General features: G+C 68.5%; 22 protein-coding genes and 1 pseudogene. 16 read left to right on the forward strand and 7 right to left on the reverse strand.

Annotated features, from left to right (window positions below; all coding sequences use genetic code 11):
• The first annotated feature begins 126 nt into the window (after nt 1-126).
• Nucleotides 127-1,929, forward strand: a complete 1,803-nt coding sequence (locus DAA40_RS11815; protein WP_158716400.1) for an HNH endonuclease signature motif containing protein — start codon at nt 127-129, stop codon at nt 1,927-1,929.
• 149 nt (nt 1,930-2,078) lie between these two features.
• Here the strand turns inward: DAA40_RS11815 and DAA40_RS11820 are convergent, their stop codons facing one another.
• The gene (locus DAA40_RS11820; protein ID WP_199849721.1) at nt 2,079-3,086 is read right to left on the reverse strand and encodes a DUF3027 domain-containing protein; all 1,008 of its coding nucleotides are present in this window, start codon (nt 3,084-3,086) and stop codon (nt 2,079-2,081) included.
• 146 nt (nt 3,087-3,232) lie between these two features.
• Here DAA40_RS11820 and DAA40_RS11825 point away from each other — a divergent pair, with 146 nt between their 5' ends.
• Nucleotides 3,233-5,059, forward strand: a complete 1,827-nt coding sequence (locus tag DAA40_RS11825; protein WP_106849900.1) for an MFS transporter — start codon at nt 3,233-3,235, stop codon at nt 5,057-5,059.
• Between the two features lie 21 nt (nt 5,060-5,080).
• Nucleotides 5,081-5,569 (forward strand): DUF2771 family protein, encoded by a 489-nt coding sequence (locus DAA40_RS11830; protein WP_106849901.1) that lies wholly within the window; start codon nt 5,081-5,083, stop codon nt 5,567-5,569.
• Between the two features lie 235 nt (nt 5,570-5,804).
• Here the strand turns inward: DAA40_RS11830 and DAA40_RS16735 are convergent.
• The 3 genes and pseudogenes from DAA40_RS16735 to DAA40_RS11845 all read right to left on the reverse strand — a co-directional run.
• Nucleotides 5,805-5,990, reverse strand: a pseudogene (locus DAA40_RS16735) (cold-shock protein); the annotation flags it as partial.
• Nucleotides 5,991-6,086: 96 nt separating this feature from the next.
• Nucleotides 6,087-6,695: an HAD family hydrolase gene (locus DAA40_RS11840; protein WP_234356352.1), complete on the reverse strand. Its 609-nt coding sequence runs from the start codon at nt 6,693-6,695 to the stop codon at nt 6,087-6,089.
• Nucleotides 6,696-6,698: 3 nt separating this feature from the next.
• Nucleotides 6,699-6,902, reverse strand: coding sequence for a hypothetical protein (locus DAA40_RS11845; protein WP_106849903.1), 204 nt, complete (start codon nt 6,900-6,902; stop codon nt 6,699-6,701).
• Nucleotides 6,903-7,013: 111 nt separating this feature from the next.
• Between DAA40_RS11845 and DAA40_RS11850 the strand changes: the two genes are divergently transcribed.
• The 3 genes from DAA40_RS11850 (at nt 7,014) to DAA40_RS11860 (ending at nt 12,065) form a co-directional block, all read left to right on the forward strand.
• Complete coding sequence (locus DAA40_RS11850) at nt 7,014-9,347, forward strand: helicase-associated domain-containing protein (RefSeq protein WP_106849904.1); 2,334 nt, start codon at nt 7,014-7,016, stop codon at nt 9,345-9,347.
• Between the two features lie 3 nt (nt 9,348-9,350).
• Nucleotides 9,351-10,271 carry an exodeoxyribonuclease III gene (locus DAA40_RS11855; RefSeq protein WP_199849722.1) on the forward strand — a complete coding sequence of 307 codons (921 nt, stop codon included), beginning with the start codon at nt 9,351-9,353 and terminating at the stop codon, nt 10,269-10,271.
• A gap of 66 nt (nt 10,272-10,337) precedes the next feature.
• Nucleotides 10,338-12,065 carry a DNA repair helicase XPB gene (locus DAA40_RS11860; RefSeq protein WP_106849905.1) on the forward strand — a complete coding sequence of 576 codons (1,728 nt, stop codon included), beginning with the start codon at nt 10,338-10,340 and terminating at the stop codon, nt 12,063-12,065.
• 67 nt (nt 12,066-12,132) lie between these two features.
• Here the strand turns inward: DAA40_RS11860 and cysE are convergent, their stop codons facing one another.
• Nucleotides 12,133-12,987, reverse strand: coding sequence for a serine O-acetyltransferase (cysE, locus tag DAA40_RS11865; RefSeq protein WP_106849906.1), 855 nt, complete (start codon nt 12,985-12,987; stop codon nt 12,133-12,135).
• Nucleotides 12,988-13,053: 66 nt separating this feature from the next.
• Nucleotides 13,054-13,134, reverse strand: coding sequence for a putative leader peptide (locus tag DAA40_RS17050; RefSeq protein ID WP_370430650.1), 81 nt, complete (start codon nt 13,132-13,134; stop codon nt 13,054-13,056).
• Nucleotides 13,135-13,225: 91 nt separating this feature from the next.
• Here DAA40_RS17050 and DAA40_RS11870 point away from each other — a divergent pair, with 91 nt between their 5' ends.
• Nucleotides 13,226-13,846: a metal-dependent phosphohydrolase gene (locus tag DAA40_RS11870; RefSeq protein WP_106849907.1), complete on the forward strand. Its 621-nt coding sequence runs from the start codon at nt 13,226-13,228 to the stop codon at nt 13,844-13,846.
• Here the strand turns inward: DAA40_RS11870 and DAA40_RS11875 are convergent.
• Complete coding sequence (locus tag DAA40_RS11875) at nt 13,819-14,100, reverse strand: DUF4031 domain-containing protein (RefSeq protein WP_106849908.1); 282 nt, start codon at nt 14,098-14,100, stop codon at nt 13,819-13,821. The two genes, DAA40_RS11870 and DAA40_RS11875, sit on opposite strands and share 28 nt — an antisense overlap.
• 235 nt (nt 14,101-14,335) lie before the next feature.
• On the opposite strand from DAA40_RS11875, the gene DAA40_RS11880 reads away from it, so the two are divergent.
• From DAA40_RS11880 to DAA40_RS11920, 9 genes are all read left to right on the forward strand, one after another.
• A complete protein-coding gene (locus tag DAA40_RS11880; RefSeq protein WP_106849909.1) occupies nt 14,336-15,142 on the forward strand; it encodes an ABC transporter ATP-binding protein in 807 nt (268 codons plus the stop codon).
• Nucleotides 15,139-16,260: an ABC transporter ATP-binding protein gene (locus tag DAA40_RS11885; RefSeq protein WP_234356353.1), complete on the forward strand. Its 1,122-nt coding sequence runs from the start codon at nt 15,139-15,141 to the stop codon at nt 16,258-16,260. The genes DAA40_RS11880 and DAA40_RS11885 overlap by 4 nt, the downstream gene beginning before the upstream one ends.
• Before the next feature lie 4 nt (nt 16,261-16,264).
• Nucleotides 16,265-17,284, forward strand: a complete 1,020-nt coding sequence (locus DAA40_RS11890; protein ID WP_106849910.1) for a branched-chain amino acid ABC transporter permease — start codon at nt 16,265-16,267, stop codon at nt 17,282-17,284.
• Nucleotides 17,277-18,587, forward strand: coding sequence for a branched-chain amino acid ABC transporter permease (locus DAA40_RS11895; protein ID WP_106849911.1), 1,311 nt, complete (start codon nt 17,277-17,279; stop codon nt 18,585-18,587). The genes DAA40_RS11890 and DAA40_RS11895 overlap by 8 nt, the downstream gene beginning before the upstream one ends.
• Nucleotides 18,588-18,771: 184 nt before the next feature.
• Nucleotides 18,772-20,034: an ABC transporter substrate-binding protein gene (locus DAA40_RS11900; protein ID WP_158716401.1), complete on the forward strand. Its 1,263-nt coding sequence runs from the start codon at nt 18,772-18,774 to the stop codon at nt 20,032-20,034.
• Nucleotides 20,035-20,306: 272 nt separating this feature from the next.
• A complete protein-coding gene (locus DAA40_RS11905) occupies nt 20,307-21,584 on the forward strand; it encodes an ABC transporter substrate-binding protein (protein ID WP_106849913.1) in 1,278 nt (425 codons plus the stop codon).
• Between the two features lie 252 nt (nt 21,585-21,836).
• Complete coding sequence (locus DAA40_RS11910; RefSeq protein WP_106849914.1) at nt 21,837-23,105, forward strand: ABC transporter substrate-binding protein; 1,269 nt, start codon at nt 21,837-21,839, stop codon at nt 23,103-23,105.
• A gap of 94 nt (nt 23,106-23,199) precedes the next feature.
• On the forward strand, nt 23,200-24,459 hold the full coding sequence (locus DAA40_RS11915) for an ABC transporter substrate-binding protein (protein ID WP_106849915.1): 1,260 nt from the start codon (nt 23,200-23,202) through the stop codon (nt 24,457-24,459).
• Between the two features lie 167 nt (nt 24,460-24,626).
• Entirely contained in the window at nt 24,627-25,895 is a 1,269-nt protein-coding gene (locus DAA40_RS11920; RefSeq protein WP_106849916.1) for an ABC transporter substrate-binding protein, read from the forward strand.
• Nucleotides 25,896-25,929 lie beyond the last annotated feature (34 nt).

Genomic DNA, 25,929 nt, shown 5'->3' on the forward strand with positions numbered 1-25,929 from the left:
AGCCAGGAACCAGTGGTCGTCACTTCAGCTCCTGCTCCTGAGTCTCGACTCGCTGGCGCTCGCCCAACCCAAGCGTCGCCGTCGCTCAGCACAGGCGACCGGAGCGAGGCGCTCGAGGAACGGGCGATGTCGAGCGGCGCGGAGACGCCGGACGGCGCCTGCGGAGCCGCAGCAGACCCCACCCCAACGGCGGACGCTGCGTCCCCGGCGGAGCCGGACTGGGCGATCGCTGCTGCCGCCTCGCCGGGTGATGCGGAGCGGTTGTGGTTGGCGAGTGATTCCGCGCGTGAGCTCGACCGTGATCTGGATGAGGCGTTCGATCTGCTGCAGCGTGGGTATGAGTTGTTGCTGGGGATCGGGGAGGAGGGCGAGCTGGGCGCGTTGGGCCCGGAGCGGCTGATCGGGATGGCGCAGCGGTTGGAGGCGCACCGGACCCGGCTGATCATGGTCGACTCGTACGTGATCGAAGCCGCGACCGAGGACCGGTTGCAGGATCACGTGTGCGCCTCCTCGATCCCCCTGGCTCTCTGCCAGGTGCTGCACATCTCCAGTGGTGAGGCGAACGCGCGCGCGAAACGCGCGCAGCAGCTGGTGCCGCAGAACGGGTTCAGCAGCGGCGCCACCCCGCCGCGCCTGCCGCTGCTGGCCGACGCGGTCCGTGACGGCGCGGGGGTGTCGAGCGGTCAGGTGGATGTGATCTGCAAGGCCATGTCGCGCGTGGTGCAGAACCCCGACCTGACCCATGAGAAGCGCGAGCTCGCCGAGCACCTGCTGGTGCACCAGGCCGCCCGGTTGACGCATAAGGAGCTGGAGGTCGCGGCGGAGAAGGTCGAGGAGGTCGTCAACCCCGACGGCACCCTGCCCAGCGACGAAGTCGCCGCCGCGCGGCGTGGGGTGGTGATCGGGCCCGAAGGCCGCGACGGCACGCACAAGATCTCCGGCGCCCTGACCCGGGAGGGCAAGGCGCTGTTCGATGCCGCGATCGGGCCGTTCGCCGCGCCCCGCCCCGCTGATGCCGATGGTGCGGATGACCGGTCGGCGGCGCAGCGCACCCACGACGGGCTGCAGGACGCCTGCCAGCGGCTGCTGGAGCTCGCCGGCGCGCCCGCGTCCGGAGGCACGGCCGCGACGGTGCACATCACCATCGACCTCGACCGCCTCATCGAAGCCATCGCCCAGCTCCAGGACGACACCGCGGGCAAGGCCGCGCAGCAGGCCGTGGGGCGGGTCGCCGGGGGTGACCGGTTGACGATCACCGAGATCCTCCGCCTCGCCCAGGACGCGACGTTGGTTCCGGTGTGGATGAGCGCCCTCCACGGCATCGTGGCCTACGGCCGCGACCGCCGGACCGCCTCGCCCGCCCAGACGCACGCGTTGATCGCCCGGGACGGCGGGTGCAGCTTCCCCGGATGCCAAGCCCCACCCGACTGGTGCCAGCGCCACCACGTGATCGCGTGGTGGTCAGGCGGCCACACCGACCTGGACAATTTGACCCTGGTGTGCGGGTATCACCACCGCGAATTCGAACGCCGCGGCTGGGCCGTCGACATCATCAACGGCATCCCCGTCTGGACCCCACCTCGATGGCTCGACCCCGACCAAGCCCCCCAAATCAACGCCCGGATCAAGATCCCCTGCCACACAGAGATCGACCACCTCGCCGAGGCTGTCAAACACGCGCGAGAACAACGAGCCCGAAGCCGGGGCGGGGGCGGAGGCAGAGATCCCGGCGACCCCGCAGACCCCCTCGGGCTGCTCGGCGGCCTGCTCGATACCGGGGAGGACATCGACGAGCTCATCCAGCTCATCGCCACCCACATCCCCACCGAACAACGCGACGCCTTCTACCGCGACGCCGCCAACCTCATCACCACCCACCTCGGCCCAGCCGCCGCCCGCGGCCCAGCCGCCCCGGCGTCCACCCGCTAGCGCGCGAGGCCAGCCAGCCTCCACCTGCGGGGCAGGTCCACCCGCGGCTCCCTGCACTCCGATCGCTCGTACTGAGCGACGTCGAAGTGGCCACTGCAGGCCTCGCGCCGGTCGCCCGTACCGAGCGGAGACGAAGTGACGACCGGCTGCTATCGCTTGGTGCGGGAAAGGCGCGGGGAGTGTGCCACTTGATCGGTGGACGTCGGCTTGGTGCGGGCCGCGAACGCGACCCGCACGGCGTGCATCACCTGCGCAGGCGTGAGGCGGACAACCGACTCGGTCTCCTGCTTCTGCAGCCGGACAGCGGCATCAGCGAGAACTGCAGTCAAGGTCACGCGCGCGCGTTCTCGACGCTCAGGGCTCAGTTCGCCTCTGCCGCGGGCAAGCCGCGCCAGATCGACGCGCACCGTGTCGTAGATGACCTCGCCACGGGCAGCCAGTTCCACGTTCATGTTGGCCGTGGCATCCGAATGCGCACCGCACCCGTAGTCGGCGGAGACCACCTGACCATCGGCGGGCGAGATCTCGTTGGCGCACGCCCCGAACATCCCCTGCAGCGAACCCGCGAGCGGCAGATAGAACCCGCAGGTCCCACAGCCGGCGGGGGCATGCCGCGCCATCGCGGTCTGCCCACCGCGCGTTCCGTTCCGCCACCGAGCGGCGGCGTCGAGGCGCCCTTCGCGCGAGAGCACCCGCTCGCGGCCCAGCCCCAGCTCCCACGCCACCGCCTCGACCTGCGGGTCGTCGCTGAGGGTGTAGCCCGGTGCGAGCCGCTCGTCATCGGGATCGGAGGGGACGACGTCACCAGGATGCAGATCCTCAGGGCGCAGCCGGTCGGCCCACGGGATCCACTGCGACGGTCTGATCGACCCGTCCCCGGGAAGCAGCACCACCTCACTCACGGTCGGGTCGCCGCCCGGAGCCCGCGCGATGCTCACCGCCCAGTCCCAGCCCACGTATCCCGGCAACGACGCGGCGAACCGATGCGTCGCTGCGAAACCGAAACCGCTGGGCTCCTCCACCACGCCGAGATGCCCGCCCACCTGGACCGCCGGCACGTCCTCGAGCAGTGCCTCGCGGGCGAGGTCGACGGCGGTCGCGAGCGTCTGGTCGATCGGCTCCGGCACCGCCGAAGCCGCGGATGGTGCGGTCTGCATCCCGTCATTGTCCCTCAGCGGGACGGCGCCCGCAGCGCGACCCCGCGATCGGCCCTCACGGCGCGACCTGCGACCGGACCCGAGCGATACCGGCACACCTCCGGGGTGCCCGGACATCGTCGGTTCGGTGAGGGAAGATAGAGCCCATGACCTTGCCCGGCTTCCCACCTGCTGGCGGCGGGCACCGACCGCCGGCGGCCTCGCCTGGCACGCCAGGCGAGGATCGGCCCAGCGACGATGCGCCGGCGTCGCGCCGCGGGCAGGCCCGCCGCACCGAGCCGGGCAGCGCGCGCGACCGGGCCGGGGGCCGCGACAGCGCCGATCTGCCTGTCTCGGACCGGACGATCGGTCGCGGCGCCCGGATGCTCGAGGCCACCCGCACCTTCACCCGCACCACCGCCAAGCGCATCGATGACATCTCCCGCAAGGACGGTGCGGAGAAGACCGGGCTACGCACCCTCATCTGGTCGAACTGCCTGAGCATGGGCGGCGACGCGCTCGTGACCGTGTACCTCGCGGCCACGCTGTTCTTCGCCGCCCCGGGGGAGCAACACCGCAGCAACGTTGCCCTGTCCCTCCTCGTGACGGTCGCGCCCTTCGCCGTGGTCGCGCCGGTCATCGGGCCGCTGCTGGCCCGCATCGATCGCGGACGACGAGCCGCCCTCGCGGCGACCGCCGTACTACGCGCCTTCCTCTGCTATGTGCTGGCCGTGCACACCGACTCCACGGTGCTGCTGTACATCTGCGCGCTGCTGTTCCTAGTGCTGTCACGTTCGTACAGCGTGCTGAAGGCAGCGGTCGTCCCCCGCGTGCGCCCGGATGGCGTGCAGCTGGTCACCGTCAACTCCCGGATGAACGTCTTCGGCATGGTCGGGGCGGGCGTGCTCGGAGGCGTCGGGGCGGGTCTGATCAACGTCTTCAACACCCTCGAGCCGATCGAGCAAGGCACCAAGCCCGGCGCGGTCGCGGCCCCCACGCTCGGGTTCACCGTCGAGCTGATCGTGTGTGCGCTGCTGTTCCTCGTCTGCGCGTATGTCTCGCTACGGCTACCCGCACACGTCGACACCGACGAGGGCGAAGGCAAGATCTCGATGGCCTCCAAGAGCGCCGACGGGACCGGCGAGAAGCACTCCGCGGCCGGCGTACGGCTCGTCCTCGGCACGCATGTCGTCACCGCGCTGCGATCCAGCGCCGTCCAGAAGTTCCTCGGTGGCTTCCTGTCGTTCTTCCTGGTCTTCTACATCCAGGCGACGATGACCGGCTTCGGCGCTCTGGCGACGCTCGCGCTGCTCGGCGGCGCCGCGGGCGCAGGCTCGCTGCTCGGTACGGCGATCGGTACCCGCTTCGCCGACCACTCGCCCGACAACCTGGTCCTCGTCGCCAGCGGCGTCGCGGTCGGCTGCTGCATCCTGGCCGCGATCACTCCCGGGATCCCGATCTCGATCGTCGTCGCCCTCATCGCGGCAATCGCCTCTGCGCTGGGCAAGATCGCCCTCGATGCGATCATCCAACGCGAGATCCCGGAGGCCTTCCGGTCCTCGGCATTCAGCCGAAGCGAGACGGTGCTGCAGCTGTCGTGGGTCGCCGGCGGCACCCTCGGCATCTTGCTGCCCACCAATCCCGGCCAGCTGTGGGTGGGCTGGACCGTCGCCACCGTCATCCTCGCGGTGGCCTTCGGGCTGATCATCTACGGCCGCTACAAGGCGCACCAGGAAGGACCCCGGTCGGCGACCATCCGCCCCCGTGATCCGTCCGAGCGGCGCTTCGCGATCGGCTGGAACTGGCGAGCGGGGCGGGACGGCGCGAGCCGCACGCGGCGACGGCGTCCGCGGGGCCGGCATCCTGATGCGCCGCCGGGCGAGGAAGACTGGCTGGAGGCACCCGCGCCGTACCAGCAGCCGACCAAGGCGCTTCCGGACTTCCGGCCGCCGGATTGCGCCCGCCCCCCCGCAGCAGCGACCCCGCCCCCGTAACCGACCTGGAGACGAACCCGAGTGAGCCGCCTTGCCGACCGCGTCCGCGCGGTGCTGTCCTTGCTCGCGGTCGCGCTACTCGTGGGCGGGTGTGGCGCCGATTCCGACGGCAGGCCGTCGATCGACGTGGCCGCGGGCGAGGCTGCCGCCACGGTCGAGCCGACCCTTTACTGCGTAGACGGTCACGCCCAGTTCGCGGCCGACGACGCCCGCACCGCGGCGCTGGAGGTCAAGCCGGACACGACGGTGGTCATCGACGTCCCCGAGCAGGTGGCGGACGCCGGCTGGACGATCCAGATCTGGACGGTGAACGACACCGCCGGCGGTGCGGTGCCCCTCGAGCAGATCGGCAACGTGGACGCCGGCAATGCGCGGTCGTACGACGGGTTCACCACCTCGGACGCTGTCCCGGACCGCTACTTCATCATCGTCGCGCTGCCGGAGGACCCGGGGTGCGACGCGGTCGGCTCGGCCGGCATCTGGACGGTCCTGGTCTCCCGGGTCGCCTGACCCGCCCCCGCCCGCTCGAGCCCCTGACGCGGGGTGATCAGGCGTCGAGGTCGTCCGCGACGGCGCGCAGCACGGTCGCGACCTTCTTGCCGTGCGAGCGGTCCGGGTAGCGCCCGCGGCGCAGCTGGTTGGAGACATCGTCCAGCAACTTGATGAGGTCCTCGACGATCGGGGTCAGCTCCTCGGGCTTGCGGCGGGGGGCTGCGACGACGGAGGGCGCAGGGGCGAGGACGCGAAGCGAGAGCGCCTGCGGGCCCCGGCGTCCGTCGGCGATGCCGAACTCGACGCGCTGGCCCTTCTTCAGCTCGCTGACGCCGGTCGGCAGGGCCGACTTGGGCACGAAGACGTCTTCGCCGCCCTGCTGGGAGACGAAGCCGAAGCCCTTCTCGGCGTCGTACCACTTCACACGTCCGCTTGGCACTTGGTCCTCACTTCGTACGCGGGCGCGCTCACGCCCGATCTGGTTGCTTCAAGCCTAGTCGCCCTGGGCGGCGAGCCGACGGGCGGCGGATGCCATCTAGGCGAAGGTAGCGCTCAACCAGCCGGGCAGCTCGGTAAGCGAGCCGAGCAGCACGTCGGCCCCTGCCTCGCGCAGCTCCTGCGCCGAGATGCCCCCGGTGGGCACGCCGACCGCCGTCGCACCGGCCGCCTTGGCCGAACGCATGTCGCCGATGTGATCGCCGACGTACACATCGGCGTCCTCCTCGCGTAGCGCCTCGGTCTTCCCCTCACCCCAGCGGGTGCCGATCAGGCGGTCGTACGGGAGGTCCAGATGCTGCAGGTGCAGCAGTGCGTTGGGCTCGTACTTACCGGTCAGGACGAGGATCCGGCCACCGAGCCCGCGCACGGCCTCCATTGCCTCGCGAGCGCCGGGCAGCAGCACGGCCGGCTCGATCGCGACCTCCGGGTACAGCGTGCGGAACCGGTCGACCGCCGATGCCACCTTCTCGGGTGGCAGGTAGGCGCCGAACACCACGTCCAGCGGCGGTCCCAGCGCGCTGACGGGGCTGTCGACGTCGATGCCGTACGCCGATTCGTCATTCAGTCGGTGCAGCAGGGCAGCGATGCCCGCCCGGGAGTCGACCAGCGTCATGTCGAGGTCGAAACCGACGACGAGGTCGCTCACGCGCTACCGGTTGGGGCGCGCCGTGGCGTGCTGGTAGCGGATCGCCGCGAGGGGAAGCGGGAAGCGGATGTCGTCCCCGAACGGCGACAGGGCGCCGGTGTTCTGCGCGGTGAGCTCGGTGACGGCGTGGCCTCCGGGGCCGCCCGGCCAGCTCGGCTCGAGCGTGGTGATCTCGTCCTTGGCGGGGCGAACGACGTCCTTGGCCATGAGGCCTCCTCACAGTGCGCGGCGGAGCGACCGCCATCTCGGGCCGATCGTGCGTGACTAGCCTACCCGGGCGCCCAGCCCGATCCCAGGAGGCGTACTACCTTGGTAAGGATGACCAGTCGCCCGCCCCGCACCCTCGCCGACTGGCTGAACCGCCAGGACGACGCCTTCCTGGCTCGCCTGTTCCGGGCGCGCCCGGACGTCGCCTTCCCGCCGCCGCAGGACACCTCCTCGCTGGCCTCCCGGTTGTCGGTACGGATCTCGGTGAGCCGGGCGCTCGACGACGTCGACGCATGGTCGCTGCAAGTGCTCGACGGGCTGCTGCTGGGCGCCTCGCCCGGCTCCGTCGACGAGGTCCTGGGGATGTTGACGGGGGTCTCCCGGGAGGACGTGGCCGCCGCGGTCGACCGCCTTCGCGCCCTCGCGCTCGTGTGGGGTGAGGACGACGCTCTCAACGTGCCTGCCGCGGTCCGCGAGTCGGCGAGCCGGTTCATCGGCGGGCTGGGCCGACCGGCCGCGGAGCTGTTCGTCGCCTACCCGAGCGAGGACATCCGCGCGGTCATGCGCCAACTGCGTCTGCCGTATGCAACGCAGCCGGGAGCCACCGCGCTGGTCTGCGAACGACTGCGCACCCCGAGTGTGGTGCGCGAGCTGTTGGCGAGCGCCCCGCCGGGAGCGGACGCCGTCCTCGACCGGCTCAGCGGGGCGATCCCCGCGGGCGAGCTGTCGAACGCCGACCAGCTCCCCGACGTCGTCGACGAGAGCACCCCGCCGGTCCGGTGGCTGCTAGCGCACGGCCTGCTGGCCTATGTCGGGCCCAGCCATCTCGAGATGCCCCGCGAGGTCGGTCTCGTGCTGCGCGGCGACGCGACACTCGGCCCCGCTCGGCTCACACCGCCGGCCAGCCGCGGAGAACGGCTGAAGAAGGCCGACGTGGACGGCGCCGGCGCGACCCATCTGCAGGAGGTGACCCGGCTCGCTGCCGAGCTGCTGCGGTTGATCACGATCGACGAGCCGCGGGTGCTGCGCACCGGTGGCATGGGCACCCGGGAGGTCAGAAAGCTCGCGAAGTCACTCGGCAGCGACACCGAGACCACCCATCTGCTGCTGCACATCGCTCACGCAGCAGGGCTTCTGGCGAATACCTCGGCGTACGAACCGACCTGGTTGCCGACGCCGCGGTACGACGAGTGGCTGGACGAGCCGGTGGAGCGACAGTGGGCGACCCTCGCCGAGGCCTGGCTGCTGATGCCCGCGCTGTCGTGGTTGGCCGACGGGCCCGAGGCCGTGCACGCGCTGTCGGAGGCCACCCACCGCGTCGGGGCGTCGGCGATGCGGCGTCGCGTGCTCGAGATCGCCCGGGACCTCGGCACGGGCCGCGTCGCGGACGCCGCCACGGTCACCGACCAGATCCGGTGGCGGTGGCCACGCCGTAGCACTCCCGGGAGCGACGCGCACATCGTCGCCACCCTCCGCGAAGCCGAACTGCTGGGCGTCACCGGGCGCGGCGCGCTGACGGGGATGGGGCGGGCGCTGCTCGACGACTCGCTGGAGGTCGCCGCCGCGGCGCTGACGGCCTTGCCCGAGCCCGTCGACAACGTGATCCTGCAGCCCGACCTGACCGCGATCGCTCCGGGACGGCTCTCGCCCGGCCTCGCGCACGACATGCACACGGTGTCCGATCTCGAGTCGTCGGGCGGCGCCGCGGTCTTCCGCATCACCGAGGCGTCGCTGCGCCGGGCGCTCGACGCCGGCCTGGACGCCGGGGAGATCAAGCGGCTGCTGCGCGAGCGGTCGGTCACCGAGCCGCCGCAGGCGCTGGACTACCTGATCGACGATGTCGCCCGCAAGCACGGCGTGCTGCGCGTAGGCGGGGCGTCCGCATACCTGCGCTGCGATGACGAGGCGACCATCGACCTGCTCGAGTCGCATCGGGCGCTCGCTCACCTGCGGCTACGGCGGCTCGCCCCGACCGTGCTGCTGACCACCGCAGAGCCGACGACGCTGCTGGCCGCGCTCGAGGACGCCGGCGTGAGCCCGAGCTTCGAGAACGACCTCGGCGTCATCGAGGCCGGCGCGATCCAGCCGCCGCGCGCCCAGCCGCGCATCGAGCGCGCGGTGCGTCGTACCCCGCTCAGCCAGAGCGACGTCGAGACGATCGTGCACCGGCTGCGCACCGGCACCCAGGCGGCGGCCGCGGCCGACCCCGAACGCAGCAACGGCGCATCGACATCCACGACGCTCGCGGTGCTGAAGGACGCGGTCCAGAGCCACGATCGCGTCAGCCTCGACTACGTCGACGAGAACGCCCGGATGTCGACCCGCCTGGTCACTCCCTCCCGCATCGAGGGCGGGTTCCTCTACGGCTACGACTCGGCGGCGCGCGAGGTGCGGCGGTTCGCCATCCACCGCATCATGGCCGTCTCGATCGCGTTCTCGGAGTAGCAGGTGCTGCGCGTCGCGTCGTTCAACATCAACGGGATCCGGGCTACCCGGCGCCGCGGGTTCGACGACTGGCTCGCCACCCGCGGCTGTGACGTGGTGGCGCTGCAGGAGGTGCGTTGCCCGGTGCCGCAGCTGCCGGACGGCTCGTTCGGCGACTACCACCTGGCGTACGACGCCGGGATCATCCCGGGCCGCAGCGGGGTCGCGGTGCTCACTGTTCAGCGACCCGCCGCGGTTCGTTCCTGGTCGGGTACGGCGCTGGTGCGCTCCCCCGGCGAACGCCATGAGGAGCTCACCCCAGCGCCGTTGGAGGGGCCGCTCGCCCGCGGGCTGCGCGAGTTCGCCCATGAGGGGCGCTACATCGAGGTGGACCTCGCCGACCGGCCGGTCACCGTCGCGTCGTTGTACCTGCCGAAGGGCGGGCTGCCCGCCGAGCTGCAGATCCCCGGGCGGATCCGGGAGCGGCCGGACGGCGGGGCGAAGCACGAGCGCAAGCTGCGGTTCATGCGCGCCCTCGCGCGACAGCTCACGCACGCCCGGCGGCGGGCTCGCGTCACCGGCCGCGAGCTGCTGGTGACGGGCGATCTGAACGTCGCGCACCAGCCCTACGACGTCCGCAACTGGCGACGCTCACACCGAACCGAGGGCTTTCTACCGGTCGAGCGCGAGTGGCTGGGGTCGCTGCTGCACCCGCGCACGTTGGTCGACGTCGTACGCCGGGTGCACGGCGACGTCGACGGCCCCTACACGTGGTGGAGCTGGCTGGGCAACGCCTTCACGAACGACATCGGGTGGCGCATCGACTACCACCTCGCCACGCCCCGGCTGGCGCAAGCCGCCCTCCACGCGGCGGTGGACCGCGAGCCGCGCGCCGACGTACGGCTCAGCGATCACGCCGCGGTCGTCGTCGACTACCACCTCTAACTCGCACCCTCTCGCGTATCCACGGCATACCCTAGAAGGCTGCACCCCCGCCCCGAGGAGACGCTGATGACCGGTGGCCCGCTGATCGTCCAGTCGGACAAGACCCTGCTGCTCGAGATCGACCACGAGCAGGCTCAGGCGTGCCGTCTGGAGATCGCCGCGTTCGCCGAGCTCGAGCGCTCACCCGAGCACGTGCACACCTATCGGGTGACGCCGCTGGGACTATGGAACGCGCGCGCCGCGGGGCACGATGCCGAGAAGGTCATCGACGCGCTGGTGCGCTACTCGCGCTTCCCCGTGCCGCACGCCCTCCTGGTCGACATCGCCGACACGATGGACCGTTTCGGACGGCTGCAGCTACGCAAGCATCCCGCTCACGGGCTGGTGCTGCAGACCACCGACCGCGCGGTGCTCGAGGAGGTGCTGCGCAACAAGAAGATCCAGCCGATGCTGGGCTCGCGCATCGACGACGACACGGTCGCCGTCCACCCCTCCGAGCGGGGCCGCCTGAAGCAGGCGCTGCTCAAGATCGGCTGGCCCGCCGAGGACCACGCCGGGTACGTCGACGGCGAGGCGCACCCGATCGAGCTCGAGCAGGACGACTGGTCGCTGCGCGACTACCAGCAGCAGGCGGTCGACGGGTTCTGGGCCGGCGGCTCGGGCGTCGTCGTCCTGCCCTGCGGTGCCGGTAAGACCATGGTCGGGGCGGCCGCGATGGCGCAGGCGAAGGCGACCACGCTGATCCTGGTGACGAACACGGTCGCCGGCCGTCAGTGGAAGCGCGAGCTGATCGAGCGCACCTCCCTCACCGAGGAGGAGATCGGCGAGTACAGCGGCGAGAAGCGCGAGATCCGTCCGGTCACGATCGCGACCTACCAGATCATGACGACCCGCCGCAAGGGTCAGTACATGCACCTGGATCTCTTCGACAGCCGCGATTGGGGCCTCATCGTGTACGACGAGGTGCACCTGCTGCCCGCGCCGATCTTCCGGCTCACCGCCGATCTGCAGTCGCGTCGCCGGCTCGGGCTCACCGCGACCCTGGTGCGCGAGGACGGCCGCGAGGGCGACGTCTTCTCGCTCATCGGCCCCAAGCGGTACGACGCCCCCTGGAAGGACATCGAGGCGCAGGGCTGGATCGCTCCGGCGATCTGCGGCGAGGTGCGGGTAACCCTCACGGACGCCGAGCGAATGGCCTATGCGACTGCCGAGCCGGAGGACAAGTACCGGCTGGCCGCGACGGCGCGCACGAAGCTGCCGGTGGTCTCGAAGCTGATCGAGAAGCATCCCGACGAGCAGGCCCTCGTGATCGGCGCCTATCTGGACCAGCTCGAGCACGTCTCGGAGCACCTGGGCGGCGTCCCGATCATCCAGGGCAAGACGCCCAACAAGGAGCGCGAGAAGCTGTTCGACCAGTTCCGTACGGGTGAGCTGCGCGTGCTGGTGGTCAGCAAGGTCGCCAACTTCTCGATCGACCTCCCCGAGGCGAGCGTCGCGATCCAGATCTCCGGCACCTTCGGCTCCCGGCAGGAGGAGGCCCAGCGTCTCGGCCGGGTGCTGCGCCCGAAGTCGGACGGCAAGCAGGCGCACTTCTACACGATCGTCAGCCGCGACACGATCGACGCCGAGTACGCCGCACACCGCCAGCGGTTCCTCGCCGAGCAGGGCTACGCCTACACGATCGTCGACGCCGACGACGTGGTCGCCGGCCCGCTGCCGATCGCGAACGAAGACTTGAGCAGCGATCTGGCCGCCGACCTAAGCGCCGACCTCGACCGCGACGACGACGGGTAGTCGCATCCCGAGCGTTCTCGCGGGGTTGGCTGTACGACCTCGCCACCGGGCACCCGACGCCGCGGCGCTACCGGGGAGTATCCGACTCCTCGGCGGCTGGCTCCCAGCTGGCGAGGGACTCGACCAGATCGCTCATCGCATCGAAGGACTGGTCCATCTCCAGCGCCGGGAAGGAGTGCGCCGGGAAGCTGACCGGCCTGGCCGGGATTCCCGCGACAGTGGTGTGCGGAGGGACCGGGTCGAGGACGACGCTGCCGGCGCCGATCTTCGCTCCCTCGCCGACCTGGATGTTGCCGAGCACCTTGGCACCCGCGCCGATCATTACGCCGCGCCCGATCTTGGGGTGCCGGTCGCCGTCCTGCTTGCCGGTGCCGCCGAGGGTGACCTCGTGCAGCATCGAGAAGTCGTCCTCGACGACGGCGGTCGCGCCGATGACGACGCTCGTGGCGTGATCGAACATGATGCCCTTGCCGATGCGAGCCGCTGGGTGGATGTCGACGGCGAACACCTCCGAGATGCGGCCCTGCAGATAGAGCGCGGTCGCGCAGCGCTCCTGGTTCCAGAACACGTGGGCCGCCCGATATGCCTGCAGCGACTGGAAGCCCTTGAAGTGCAGCAGCGGAGAGGTGTACCCGCCGCACGCGGGGTCGCGGGTGGCGACGGCCTGCAGATCGGCGATCACCGATCTGATCAGCTGCGGGTCGGTGGCGTACGCCTCGCGAACCAGCGACGCAATCGAGTCGGCGGGGACCTGGTCCGTCCCGAGCTTCACGCCGAGGATTGCAGCGAGCGCTTCGGTGAGCGTGTCGTGCCGGAGGATCGCGGCGGTCAGATAGGGCGCGAGAATCGGCTCGGCCTGCGCGTCGCGCTCGGCCTCGATGCGGATCTGCGACCAGACCTCGTGGTCGGCAACGGGATTCATGGCTGTACCTCTGCTGTCGGCTCGACGGATGACGGGCTGCTGGCCCTCACCGGGGAGGGCGGTAGGTCATCGACAGAGCGCGCTGCTGACGCGAAGCAGGTCGACGTGCCGTCGGCGATAGGCAGTCTCGAACGCCACGGCTGTCACCTCCTCGCTCCGGGTCGCACGTGAGCAGTTGCTCGCTCAACAGTATCGGCGGCGTTCTCATTCCCTGCCACCGCCCGTAGCATCGGCGGGCATGGAACCCACTCGACTCTGGGCCCTGTGGACGGCGTACGCCGGTGATGGCGATGACTCGAGGGAGGAGTGGTCGACGCTCATCGGCCGGTGGAGTGAGCCGCATCGCCGCTATCACACGCTCGCGCACCTGCTGTTCATGCTCGAGCTGCTCGATGCCCAGGACGCCGAACCGGCCACCATGCTGGCCGCGTGGTACCACGACGCCGTCTACGATCCGGCCTCGTCGAACAACGAGGACGACAGCGCCCGGCTCGCCGAGCAGTCCCTCCCGCGGCTTGGTCTTGCCGGGATGGCCGACCGAGTGGGCGACCTGGTACGGATGACCGCCGATCATCAACACCCGGACGGCGACGACCAGGCCGCACTGCTGCTGGCTGCCGACCTCGCGATCCTCGGCCAACCGCCGGCGCTGTACCTACGTTATGTAGAGGGGGTGCGGGCGGAGTATGCCCACGTCGGAGACCACGACTTCCGCGCGGGCCGCAGCGCGGTCCTGCGTGGCCTGCTCGATCGCGAGCGGTTGTTCGAGCATCCGGCGTTCACCGATCTCGAGGCCACGGCACGAGCCAATCTGCAGGCAGAGCTCACGATCTACGACAGCAGCCCACCCGGGCGCTGATGCTTGGGCGAACGTAGCCCGGACTGGCGCAGCAGCCGCACGATCTCGCGCGAGCCGACAGGGCGGGCGCCGAACGCGACGACCTCGTGCCACCGCTCCCCAGGAATGTCGTAGTGGTCACCATCGAAGGCCCGCTCGGGGATCTCGAGAATGCGCGCCGCCGCATGCAGTTCCTCGTACGAGCAGTCCGAGATGAGATGCGCCCAGGTGCGTCCGCGCCACGGCCACACAGGGTGATCTACGTACAACGGCATGCTGCGAAAGTACACCGCCGGGCGGCCCGGTGCGCAATGCGAACAAGATTACACAGACCACACGCCGCAGGTCTCAGAACGATGAAATTTGACATGGATGTCGGGTTCCCTCTGGTCAGGTGGGGGTGGTGTAGGCCACTATCTCCTGAGCCCCTCGCCCGTCGGTGGGGCTTGTGTCCGAACCAACCACCCATGTGACCGTGCTGCAGGCGGTCATGACCAACGGGGGAGGCCCGTGCTAAGCATCAAAGACGTCTCCGTGCGATATGGAAGGTCCGTCGAGGCCTTGCGCAACGTGAGCTTCGACGTGCCCGAGGGCGAGGTGGTCTGCGTGCTCGGCGGCAACGGCGCCGGCAAGACCACGCTGCTCCGGGCGATCTCCGCGACTCTCAAGCTGCACCGCGGAACAATCACCTCCGGCGAGGTGGAGTTCGACGGACAGCGCATCGACCGCATGGATCCCGCCCGCATCGTCGAGAAGCAGGTCATCCAGGTTCCCGAGGGCCGTCAGGTCTTCGGGCGCATGAGCGTGGACGAGAATCTTCGCGCCGGCGGCCTGACCGCCTCGGCGAAGCGTCGCGAGATCGCCCGTGCCCGTATCTACGAGCTGTTCCCCCGGCTCGAGGAGCGTTCCAAGCAGCCCGCAGGCCTGCTCTCCGGTGGCGAGCAGCAGATGCTGGCGATCGGCCGCGCGATGATGACCGAGCCCAAGGTGCTGCTGCTCGACGAGCCTTCGCTGGGCCTCGCTCCGCAGCTGATCACCCGCATCGGCCAGATCGTCACGCAGATCAACCAGGAGTTCGGTACCTCGATCCTGCTGATCGAGCAGAACGCGTCGATGGCGCTGCGCGTCTCGCACAAGGCCGTCGTCCTCGAGGTCGGCGAGCTGGCACTGCAGGGCAACGCCGCCGAGCTGGCCGAGTCCGAGGACGTCCAGGCGCTCTACCTGGGCGGTCACGGCGGCCACGACTCGCTTGAGCACGAGCGCGTCGATTCCCAGAACCGTCCGCCCCGCCGCAAGCTCGGGGTGTGGGCCGGATGACCGAGAAGGATCCCATGGCCAAGGACTACATCGACCCCCAGCGCATGGCGGACGTCGCCCGCGACGACCGGTCCGGTTCGTTGGACTTCGATCAGCGCGACGCCGCTCGCATCGGGGCCACCGCCGCCGCGACCACCCCCGGCGCGTCAACCACAGCAGTCGACGGAGAGTTCCACGACCCGACGATCAGCCGCGTCACTCGTGAGGCCACCGAGGCACTCGGCGTCCCGACGCTCGAGGTCGACGACATCACCGTGCAGTTCGGCGGCATCGTCGCGCTCAATCACGTCAGCTTCACCATCGAGCCGGGCACCATCCACGCGCTCATCGGGCCGAACGGCGCGGGCAAGTCGACCTGCTTCAACGCCATCACCGGCGTGTACAAGACCAGCACCGGTTCGGTCCGCTTCGGGGAGCACACCCTGACCGACCTGCCCCCGAGCAAGATCGCGGGCGTCGGCGTGGGGCGCGCGTTCCAGAACCTGGCGCTCTCCCCCACCTCGACCGTGCTCGACAACGTCATGCTCGGCCGCTACCACCTGACCAAGGGTGGCTTCTTCTCCGCGGCGCTTCGGCTGCCGCGGACGATGAAGGAGGAGCGCGTCCACAAGGAGCGCGCGGCGGCGATCTGCGCCTTCCTCGGCATCGAGAAGTACCTGCACACGCCCGCGGGCGTGCTGTCGTACGGAAACCAGAAGCGCATCGACATCGCTCGCGCCCTGGCCACCGAGCCCAAGCTGCTGATGCTCGACGAGCCCGCGGCCGGCATGAACTCCTCCGAGACCGCCGAGCTGGCCGAGCTGATTCACGACGTGCGCGACGAGATCGGCGTCTCGATCATGCTCGTCGAACACGACATGAGCCTGGTCATGGGCGTTGCCGACCACATCACCGTGCTCGACTTCGGCAAGCGCATCGCCGACGGCCTGCCCTCCGAGATCCAGAAGGACCCCGCCGTCATCCGCGCCTACCTGGGCGCCGAGGAGGACGAGGTCGACGAGGCTTCCATCGAGGCCGAGCTGGACGCCGAGGAGGCCGACGCCGGCGGGCTCTCCGGCGAGCTCGCCGACGGCAAGGCCAACGCCCCGCGTAACTCCGACCTTTCTGACAAGGACTGACCCGATGAGTACTTTCTTTCAGGTCCTGATCACGGGCCTGGGCCGTGGCGCGGTGTACGCACTGCTCGCGCTCGGCTTCGTGATCATCTACAAGGCGACCGAGACGGTCAACTTCGCCCACGGCTCGATCGCCCTCGTCGGCGGCTACATCGTGTTCGTGCTGCGCGACTCGGCCGGTCTGCCGTGGATCGTCGCCGCGCTCGGCGGCATCCTCACGGCAGCACTGCTGGCGCTGTGGGTCGAGCGGGCACTGCTGAGCGCCAGCCAGCCGTGGTTCCTCGCAGGCATCGCAATCGCGGCGACATTCGCGATCATCCAGCTCAGGAGCGACATCACCACGCTGATCATCGTGCTGTTGATCCTGGCGGTCCTTGCGCTTCTGGTCGTCTTTGCACTGAAGGGCACCCTGGCCAGTCACGACTCCCTGGCGATCCTGACGATCGGCCTGGACACGATCCTGTTCATCGAGATCATCAGGCGGCTGGGTGTCTCGGACAACCCGAACCTCTTCCCGTCGGTCTCGCCCCTGCGCATCGGCGATGTCAGCATCCAGGGCATCTACCTGGTGAGCATGATCGCCGCGCTGATCATCATCGGCACCTTCTTCATCATCTTCCAGAAGACGAACTGGGGAACGTCGATGCGTGCGCAGGCCGAGAACAAGGAGGCCGCTTCGCTGATGGGCATCCGCTCGGGCCGGGTCACGGCGTCGGCGTGGATCGTCGGCGGCATGCTGGCCGGTGTGGCGATCCTGTTCATCGCCTCGCCGTCCTTCGCTGGATCGGGTCTGTCGGCGACTTCGCACGCGATCGCCCTGGCGGCCTTCCCCGCAGCGATCATCGGCGGCCTGACCTCGACCGAGGGCGCGATCGTCGGCGGCATCATCGTCGGTCTGACGAACTCCTTCGGTGAGTTCTACGTCGACAAGCTCTTCGCGACGGTGGCCGTCTACATCGTGATGGTCCTCGTCCTCGTCTTCAAGCCTTCGGGCCTGTTCGGAAAGGTGGAGCAGCGTCGTGTCTAACACCACCGGAGCAACCGCGGTCACGACCGCAGACCACACCGCGGATCACACCGACGATCTGTCGCACGACCCCGCCATCAAGGCACTGGTCAAGCCGACCTTCTGGCAGCGCTGGAAGCTGCCGATCGGCATGGCGATCTACGGGATCGTCATGTTCCTCGCTCCCCTGTACATCGGCCCCTCAGACCTCGCCAACGGCGTGGCGGTCATGCTCGCCGCAGTCGGCGGCTTCGGCCTGACCATGCTGCTGGGCCAGGCCGGCCTGCTGTCGCTGGCGCACGGCGCCTACATGCTCGTCGGCGCGATCGCCTACACGGTGTTCGCCTCGGAGTCCGAGTACCGCATGGGTGCCGAAGGCACCGAGGAGCTCTACCACTGGGGTATGGGCCTCCCGCCGATCATCGCGCTGATCCTGGCCGTGGCCGTCTCCGGCCTGGCCGGCGCGCTGTTCGCACCGGTTTCCGGACGCGTCCGCGGCATCTACCTCGGCCTGGCCTCCCTGGCGCTGGTCTACATCATGTTCTTCGTCTCGAAGAAGTTCCCCGAGCTGGCCGGTCACGCCTCGGGCCGCGAGGTCCCCGACTTCTCGCTGTTCGGGTTCGACGTCAACCCCGAGACCGTCGAGCTGCACATCATGAATGTGCCGATCGGCCGCCCCGAGCGGCTGTGGTGGCTGTACGCGCTGCTGATGGGCATCGCCTACATCCTGATGCGCGGCGCCATCAACGGCCGCATCGGCCGTGCCTGGCGTGCTGTGCGTGACAACGAGGCCATGGCGACCGTCATGGGCGTCAACGTGGCGCGCACGAAGATGATGGCCTTCGTCATCTCCTCCTCGTACGCCGGTCTGGCCGGCGTCATGCTGGCCTGGAAGCTGCAGCTGCTGCTGCCGGACGAGGCCGCCGAGCAGGGCAACTTCTCGCTGGTCACCTCGATCTCCTACCTGGCGCTCGTGGTCATCGGCGGCATGGGCTCGCTGCTGGGCGCGGTGCTCGGTGCGCTGATTGTGTTCGGCATGCCGCCGATCCTGAACGCGGCCATGCAGACCGGTGGTGCCGCGGCGACCAGCGGTACGGCGTTCTCGCCGACCGTCATCGCCACGATGATCTACGGCGCGCTGATCGTGCTAATCATCATGTTCGAGCCGCGCGGCTTCGCCGGCATCGGTCATCGCATCCTCGGCCTGTTCACCGGCCGGGGCAAGAAGACCGAGACGGCAGAGGCCGACTCGACCGGCGACCAGCCGGGCAACCGCGAGACGGCTGCACCGCGTGAAGGTCAGGACGCCGAGAAGACGGTTTAACCCGGCTCCTGCCCCACCGCACAACTTCATACGCACGAAACCAGGTCTGGGGCCACCTTCGGGTGGCCCCAGACCCGTACCCCGGACTTTATTCGCAGTACGAAACTAGCCCGCAGCGAACGCGACCGCGATGCTCCGAACGATGCTGGACCGCCCCTTTGGCAACAAGCAGGAAGAAGAACCCATGAACAAGCGCACCACCCTCGTCACCGCCAGCAGCATGCTGGTGGCACTCGCCCTCGCCGGCTGCTCCTCGAAGGCCGCCGACAGCGGCGGATCCAGCAGTGACGGCGAGCTGAAGACCGACGTCGGCGTCACCGACGACGAGATCACGCTCGCAGTCCAGACAGACACCTCAGGGGTGTTCAAGGTCCTCGGCCTCGCAGCCACCCACGGCAACGAGCTCTGGGCCGAGGAGGTCAACGCGGACGGCGGCATCTGCGACCGCGAGATCAAGCTCGACATCCAGGACAACGGCTACAAGGCCGACAACGCGATACCGATCTACGAGACCCAGAAGGCGAACAGTCTGGGCTACGTGCAACTGATCGGCTCGCCGATCCTGGCCGCTCTGAAGCAGAAGCTGATCGCCGACAAGGTCACCGCGGTCACCGAGTCCTGGGCCTCCACCAATCTCGACGCGCCCGAGGTCATGATGATCGGCCAGACCTACGACATCGAGATGATCAACGGCCTCGCGTGGGCCCAGCAGCAGGGCATGATCGCCGACGGTGACAAGATCGGGCACATCTACATCGACTCGGAGTACGGCCAGAACGGCTTGCTCGGCTCGCAGGCCTACGCCAAGGAGCACGGCATGGAGGTGATCGGCGTCCCCGTCGCCGGCACCGATACCGACATGACCGCGACGATGACCAAGCTCAAGGACGAGGGTGTCACCGCCATCGCCGTGACCACTGCCCCGGGCGGCATGGGCTCGATCGCGGTGCAGAACGTCGCGCAGGGCATGAACCTCCCGCTCATCGGGAACAACCCGGTGTTCTCGACGACCCTGCTGGCGGACGCGACGGTCACGGCCGGACTGGCGAACCTTTACATGGTCAGCTCCTTCGCACCGATCAGCCAGGACACCGACGAGGCGAAGAAGGTTCTCGACGAGTACAAGAACAAGTTCACCGACCCGGCCGACATCGGCATCACGCACGGCTACGCCGCCGGGCTCGCCTGGGGCGAGATCCTCAAGCAAGCGTGCGAGGACGGCGACATGACCCGGCAGGGCGTCCTCGATGCCAAGTCGAAGGTCGACGCGGTCGACACCAAGGGCTTGACGGGCAAGCTCGACTTCTCCAAGGACGGCTCGCCGACGACCCGCGAGGGCTTCATCCTGCAGCCGGATGCCTCCGTCGAGGACGGCAAGCTGAAGATCGTCGAGGAGCTTTTCGCCTCGGAGGAGGCCAAGGCTTACAAGGCGCCGTTCGAGAAGTAACCACCCGACAGGTCCTGGACCCAGCAGCCTGTCAGGTCAGGAATCTGGCCTGAGACGACAGCCCCACACGGCATGTGTGGGGCCGCCGACCGGCGGCTCCACACATGCCTGAGGTCCGATGCGCGTGACCGGGATCAGACGGTCGCCATCTGCTCATGATTCGGTGTTGCGGCCGCCCGTCTCATGTGACATGGTTCACCCGCAGAACATGACCTGAGTATCAGGTTCGCAGCCCTTTCAGGGCATCCCTTCTCAAGCACGATGGAGAACGCATGAAGCGTAGGACCACCCTCATCACCAGCATGGCCGCGACGGCCCTGCTCACCCTGACCGCCTGCTCCACCAAGGCCGACAACAGCGGCGACTCCGGCGGTGGCGGCGACAGCGGCGGCGTGAAGACCGACATCGGCGTCACCGAGGACGAGATCGTCCTCGGCGTCCAGTCGGACCTCTCCGGCGTGTTCAAGGGCATCGGCCTGGCTCTGACCCACGGCAACCAGATCTGGGCCGACAAGGTCAACGAGGACGGCGGCATCTGCGAGCGGAAGATCACGCTCGACGTCGTCGACAACGGCTACTCCCCCGACAAGGCGATTCCGCTGTACGAGCAGCAGAAGGGCAACGTCCTCGGTTATCTGCAGCTCATCGGCTCACCGGTGATCGCGGCGCTGAAGACCAAGATCGAGGCAGACGGCATGCTGGCCGTGCCGGCCGCGCCCGCCTCCGTTCACCTGGACAACCCGCACGTGCTGCTGCTGGGGATCACCTACGACGTCGAGATGATCAACGGTCTGGCCTACCTGCTCGATCAGGGCATGATCGAGAAGGGCGACAAGATCGGCTACATCTACGTCGACTCCGAGTACGGCCAGAACGGCCTGCTGGGTGCGAAGTACTTCGCCGAGGAGAACGGCATCACGCTCGTCGAGGCTCCGATCTCCGGCGCCGACACCGACACCACGGCGACGATGACGAAGTTCAAGGACGAAGGGGTCACCGCTATCGCCCTGACCGTCACCCCGGCGGCTACCGCATCGGCGGCCACCCAGAACGGCGCGCAGGGGCTGAACGTTCCGATCATCGGAAACAACCCGGCGTTCACCCCGAACATGATGAGCGATCCCTCGGTGGCCGCCGCCGTCGCGGAGCACGTGCTGATCAGCCAGGGATACGACGTCTTCGACGGTGACAGCGAGCTCGCCAAGGAGATCGCCAAGGCCTACGACGCCAAGACCCAGGACCAGCCCAACTACGCGGTGAATGCCGGCTACCTGCAGGGCATGGCCTGGGAGGCGCTGCTCGAGGAGGCCTGCGACAACGGCGACCTCACCCGGGAGGGCATCATGAGCGCCCGCGAGAGCGCGCCCAACGTCGATACCAAGGGCCTCGCCGGCGAGCTGACCCTCAAGTACGACGGCGCACCGAGCTCCCGCACGTCCTTCATCGTCCAGCCGGATGCCGCGCTCGCCAACCGGGGCGGCGTGAAGGTGGTGCAGGACAACTACATCTCGAAGGATGCCGAGAGCTACAAGACTCCCTACCAGAAGTAGCGAGGACGAGGCCGGGATGGGGCCGGGCGCCGATGGCGCCCGGCCCCTTCCGCATGATCGAGACCGCGTCGTGATGGGAGCCGCGTCGCGATCGAAGCCGTTCGCATAGCGGCCAATCCGGGCGGTCCCGTGGGAGCGAGGTCACAGTTTTGACACGAATGTAAATTCCTGGGCAACGCTCGTTGAGCAAGTGATCCAGGTCTCGTTACCCTCGCACCGTCCTACCTGACACTCACTCCTGAGGAGGGCCCGATGGCCAAGCGGACTCAAGCGATCGTCGGCATCAGCGCAGCGATCGCGATCGCGCTCACCGGCTGCAGCACGAAGGCGGATGACGGTTCGTCCTCCGGGAGCGGCGACAGCGGCGACGTGAAGACCGACGTCGGCGTGACCGACACCGAGATCAAGCTGGGCGTGCTGACCGACATGTCGGGCCCGTTCAAGGAGGGCGGCCTCGGCCAGACCCACGGCAACGAGCTGTGGGCCGACGACGTGAACGCCGCCGGCGGCATCTGCGGCCGCGACATCGTCCTCGACGTCCAGGACATGGGCTACAAGGCCGACAACGCCGTCCCGATGTACGAGACCATGAAGCAGGAGAACCTCGGTCTGCTCCAGCTGCTCGGCTCGCCGATCCTCGCGGCCCTCAAGCAGAAGATCACCACCGACAAGGTGCTGTCGGTGCCGGGCTCGTGGGCATCGACCAACCTCGACTCCGAGTCGGTGCTGATGGTCGGGCAGACCTACGACGTCGAGATGATCAACATCATGGCCTGGGCCCAGGAGCAGGGCCTGATCAACGAGGGTGACAAGCTCGGCCACATCTACGTCGACTCGGAGTACGGCCAGAACGGTCTGCTCGGCTCGCAGAGCTATGCCAAGGACAACGACATGGAGATCGTGCCGGTCGCCGTGGCCGGCACCGACACCGACATGACCGCGACCGTCACCAAGCTCAAGGCGGACGGCGTCAAGGCCATCCTGCTCACCGTTGCTCCGGCCGCCACCGCCTCGGTCGCCGTCCAGAACGCCGGCCAGGGCCTGAACGTCCCGATGCTCGGCAACAACCCGACCTTCGCGCCCGCCCAGCTGCAGAACGACAGCGTCGTCCAGGCCTTCTCTCAGTTCTACGTCTCGACGTCGGTGAACTCCTTCAGCAGCGAGGACGAGATGGTCCAGCAGGTGCTCGAGGCCTACGAGGCGAAGGGCTACGAGGAGGCGCCGTACGACGCGGTGCTGCTCGGTTACAGCTACGGGTTGGCCTGGGAGGCCGTGCTCAACAAGGCGTGCGACGAGGGCGACCTGACCCGTCAGGGCATCCTCGACGCCAAGGGGCAGGTCGACAACGTCGACACGAAGGAGCTGACCGGCCCGCTCGACTTCTCCGTGCCCGGTGCGTCGTCGAGCCGTCAGGCCTTCATCGCCCAGCCGGACAAGGACGCGATCTCGGGAACAAAGATCGTGGAGAAGCTCTACGAGTCCGAGGCGGCGAAGAAGTACAAGGCACCGTTCGAGAAGTAACCCGCTGCGCTCTGGGCAGGGACCGGGGGCATGCCAGCCCCTGCCCAGAGCGGGCACCTACCCCCACAAGTCCCGAAAGGACAAGATTCACACAATGAACAAGAAGCTCAGCGCCGCAGCGGCGGGCCTGGCCACCCTCACCCTGGCAGTCACCGGCTGCTCGACCAAGGCCAGCGACGACTCCGGCGGCGGGGGCGGCGGCGGCGTCCAGACCGACATCGGCGTCACCGACGACGAGATCACCCTGACTGCCTTCGCCGACCTCTCCGGCGTGTTCAAGGTGCTCTCCCAGGCCTTCACCCACGGCAACCAGATCTGGGCTGATGAGGTCAACGCGGCCGGCGGCATCTGCGAGCGTGACATCAAGATCAACGTCCAGGACACCGGCTACAAGGTCGACCTCGCCGTCCCGATCTACGAGTCGGTCAAGGGCACCGACCTCGGCGCCATCCAGATGGTCGGCTCGCCGATCCTCGCGGCACTCAAGCAGAAGATCATCGCCGACAAGATGGTCGTCTCGCCGGGCTCGTGGGCCTCGGTGAACCTCGATGCTCCCGAGGTCATGATGGTCGGCCAGACCTACGACATCGAGATGCTCAACGGTCTGTCCTGGCTGCAGCAGGAAGGCAAGATCGCCGACGGGGACAAGATCGGCCACATCTACACCGACTCGGAGTACGGCCAGGGTGCGGTCATGGGCAGCGATGCCTATGCCAAGGAGCACAACCTTGAGGTGCTCAAGGCTCCGCTCGGCGCGACCGACACCGACATGACCGCCACGATCACCAAGTTCAAGGCCGAGGGTGTCAAGGCGATCGCGATCACCACCCCGCCGGCTGCGGTCTCCTCGACCGTGGTGCAGAACGTCGCGCAGGGGCTGAACGTGCCAATCATCGGCTCCAACCCGACCTTCTCGCCGACCATGTTCAGCGATCAGGCCGTGGTCGACGGCCTGGCGAACTACTTCCTCATCTCCTCGACCGCGCCGTACGGCACCGACATCGAGATCGCCAAGAAGGTCGCTGCCGAGTACGAGTCGCGCACCCAGGACGAGCCGAACATCGGCGTCCTGCAGGCCTACGTCACGGGCCTGGTCTGGGGCGAGGTCCTCAAGAAGGCCTGCGACAACGGCGACCTGACCCGCGAGGGCATCCTCGAGGCCAAGGGCCAGGTCGACAATGTCGACACCCAGGGTGCGGCGGGCGCGATCGACTTCTCGAAGGAAGGCGCTCCCTCCAGCCGCGAGGCGTTCATTCTGAGCCCGGACGCCAACGCGCCCGACAAGCTCACGATCACCGCCGATCTGTTCTCCTCGGAGGAGGCGAAGGCGTACAAGGCCCCGCACGAGAAGTAACAGCCCACACGACCCAGATGACGGGAGGGTGGCCGCGATCGTGGCCACCCTCGCGTCATGCCTCCTCCCGAATCGCACTATGACGCAGGCCATACTGCGGGTTAGTTGTTGTGAACCGCCGCGGGTACCCAATCCGCCTACCGGAAGATTTTCCCCTAGGAGAAGTGATGTTCAAGAAATCCGTCGCAGCCGTAAGCGCTTCGGCCGCTGTGCTCATCGCGATCAGCGGATGCTCGGTCAAGGCAGAGGACTCCGGTGGCGGCGGGGGTGACTCCGGCAGTCTGAAGACCGATGTCGGGGTCACCGACGCCGAGATCTCGCTGGGCATCCTGGGCGATCACTCGGGGCCCTTCAAGGCCTCGGGGCTGGCGACCACGCACGGCAACCAGATGTGGGTCGAGCAGGTCAACGAGCAGGGCGGCATCTGCGACCGCAAGATCACCCTCGACATCAACGACGCGGGCTACAAGCCCGACAATGCAGTCGCCCTTTACCAGACAATGAAGGGCAAGGACCTGGCGATCATCCAGCTCATCGGCTCGCCCATCCTGGCCGCCCTCAAGCAGCAGATCACCACCGACAAGATGCTGACGATCCCGTCAGCCTGGGCCTCGGCCAACCTGGACTCCGAGGCGATCTTGATGATCGGGCAGACCTACGACGTGGAGATGATCAACGGCCTGGCCTGGCTGCAGCAGGAGGGCAAGATCGCCAAGGGTGACAAGATCGGCCACATCTACGTCGACTCCGAGTACGGTCAGAACGCGATCCTCGGCTCGCAGTACTACGCCGAGGAGCACGACCTGGAGATCGTGAAGACGGCGGTCCAGGCCACCGACACCGACATGACCGCGACCGTCACGAAGCTCAAGGACGAGGGAGTCAAAGCGATCCTGCTCAGCGTCGCTCCCGCCGCCACCGGCTCGATCGCGATCCAGAACGCCTCGCAGGGGCTGAACGTCCCGCTGGTCGGCAACAACCCGACCTTCTCGGTGACCCTGCTGAAGGACGAGGCAGTGACGCAGGCGCTGGCGAACTTCCACCTGGTGAACTCGATGGCCGCCTACGACTCGCAGGACATCCCGCTGTCGACGGAGATGGCGGCGAAGTACAAGGAGCAGTTCCCCGACCTGCCGCCGGAGAAGTCGATCCCGACCGGCTATGTCTACGGCATGGCGATGGAGCAGATCCTCAAGCAGGCCTGCGAGGACGGCGACATGACCCGTCAGGGTCTGCTCGATGCGAAGTCCAAGGTGGACTCGGTGGACACCCAAGGCCTGACCGGCAAGCTCGACTTCTCCAAGCCCGGCGCGCCGACGACCCGTGAGGCGTACATTCTCGAGGTGGACGCCGCCGAGCCCGTCGGGTTGAAGAACGTCGGTGGACTGTTCAGCTCCGAGGAGGCCAAGGCCTACAAGGCACCCCACGAGAAGTAGCCGACTCAGCACCACGCTCTGGTGAGGGCGGCCG

It is taken from the genome of Blastococcus sp. Marseille-P5729 (assembly GCF_900292035.1).
Taxonomy (GTDB): domain Bacteria; phylum Actinomycetota; class Actinomycetes; order Mycobacteriales; family Antricoccaceae; genus Cumulibacter.